The following is a 1,238-nucleotide window of genomic DNA, read 5'->3' as shown; positions in this document are numbered from 1 at the left end:
CCCGTCGCGAGGTCACGCCCCCCGCCGACCTACGACCCCCGACGACGTCGACCGGGCCGCGACGGCCCTCGGCACCGAGCTCGTCGCCTCGTCGACGAGCTGCTCGACCACGCCGACGACCTGCGGCCGCGCGTCCTGCGCAGCGGCGGCCTGGCGGTGCGCGACCTGCGCACCTCGCCACCCGCATCGACCTCGACGAGACCGGCACGACGCTCCTGCTCGAGCTCGCCCTCGGCGCGGCCCTGCTCGCCGACGACCACGCCCTCGACCCGACCTGGCGCCTGACGACCCGCGTCGACGACTGGCGCGCCTGCCACCCGCCCGGCGCTGGAGCGCGCTCGCCCTGCCGTGGCTGCACTCGCTGCGGGCGACGGTCCGTCGCCCGCGCCCGAGGACGGCGGGCGGGTCAACGCCCTGTCCGAGGGCATGGTCTGTCCGCCGGTGCGGGCGCTGCGCCACGAGGTGCTCGAGATCCTCGCCGCGCTCCCCGCCGGCAGCGCCCCCCGACACGGCCACCGTCGTGCGCCTGCTCCACGAGCGCCGCCCGCGCCGCATGCCGCACCAGGCCGACGAGGTGATCGCCGCCCTGCTCCGCGAGGGCGAGACGCTCGGGGTCACCGGCCGCGGCGCCCTCGGCTCCTTCGGCCGGCTGCTGCTCAGCGACGAAGGCCGCGGCGACCGACCGGCTCGCCGAGCTCGTCCCCGACCCCGTCGACCAGCTGCTCCTCCAGGCCGACCTCACGGCGGTCGTGCCGGGCACCCCGGTGCCGGAGCTCGCCGCCGTGCTGCGGCGCAGCTCGGTCCTGGAGTCCCGGGCGGCGCGAGCGTGCACCGGTTCACCGAGACCGCGCTGCGCGGGGCCCTCGACGCGGGCTGGACCGCCGACGACCTGCTCGAGTCGCTCGCCCGCTTCAGCGCGACGCCCGTGCCCCAGCCCCTCGACTACCTCGTGCGCGACGTCGCCGGCGCCACGGCCAGCTGCGCGTCGGGAGCGCCGGCAGCTATCTGCGCAGCGACGACCCGACGCACCTCGAGGCGCTGCTCGGCCACCGCGACCTCGGCCACCTGCAGCTGCGCCAGCTCGCACCGACCGTCCTCGTCTCCCCCGCGGTCCGTCGACCCTCCTCGAGGCGCTGCGCGAGATCGGCGCCGCACCGGCGCTCGAGGGATCGGGCGGCGTCGTGAGCAGCCCGGCGACCGGCTCACGGATCTCGCCGCGCACCGCGCGGCCCGCCGTC

The 1,238-nt window shown here is 78.0% G+C and carries 2 protein-coding genes; both read left to right on the top strand.

The window, feature by feature from the left end; genetic code table 11:
- The coding region (locus AC2W7J_RS18245; protein WP_485984191.1) for a hypothetical protein at positions 1–285 on the top strand (285 nt) is incomplete at its 5' end.
- Between the two features lie 235 nt (positions 286–520).
- The coding region (locus AC2W7J_RS18240; RefSeq protein ID WP_485984189.1) for a helicase-associated domain-containing protein at positions 521–1,238 on the top strand (718 nt) is incomplete at its 3' end.

The sequence above is a fragment of the Janibacter sp. CFPM2_SD2 genome (assembly GCF_057364645.1).
This window is presented reverse-complemented; position numbering and strand designations above follow the sequence as displayed.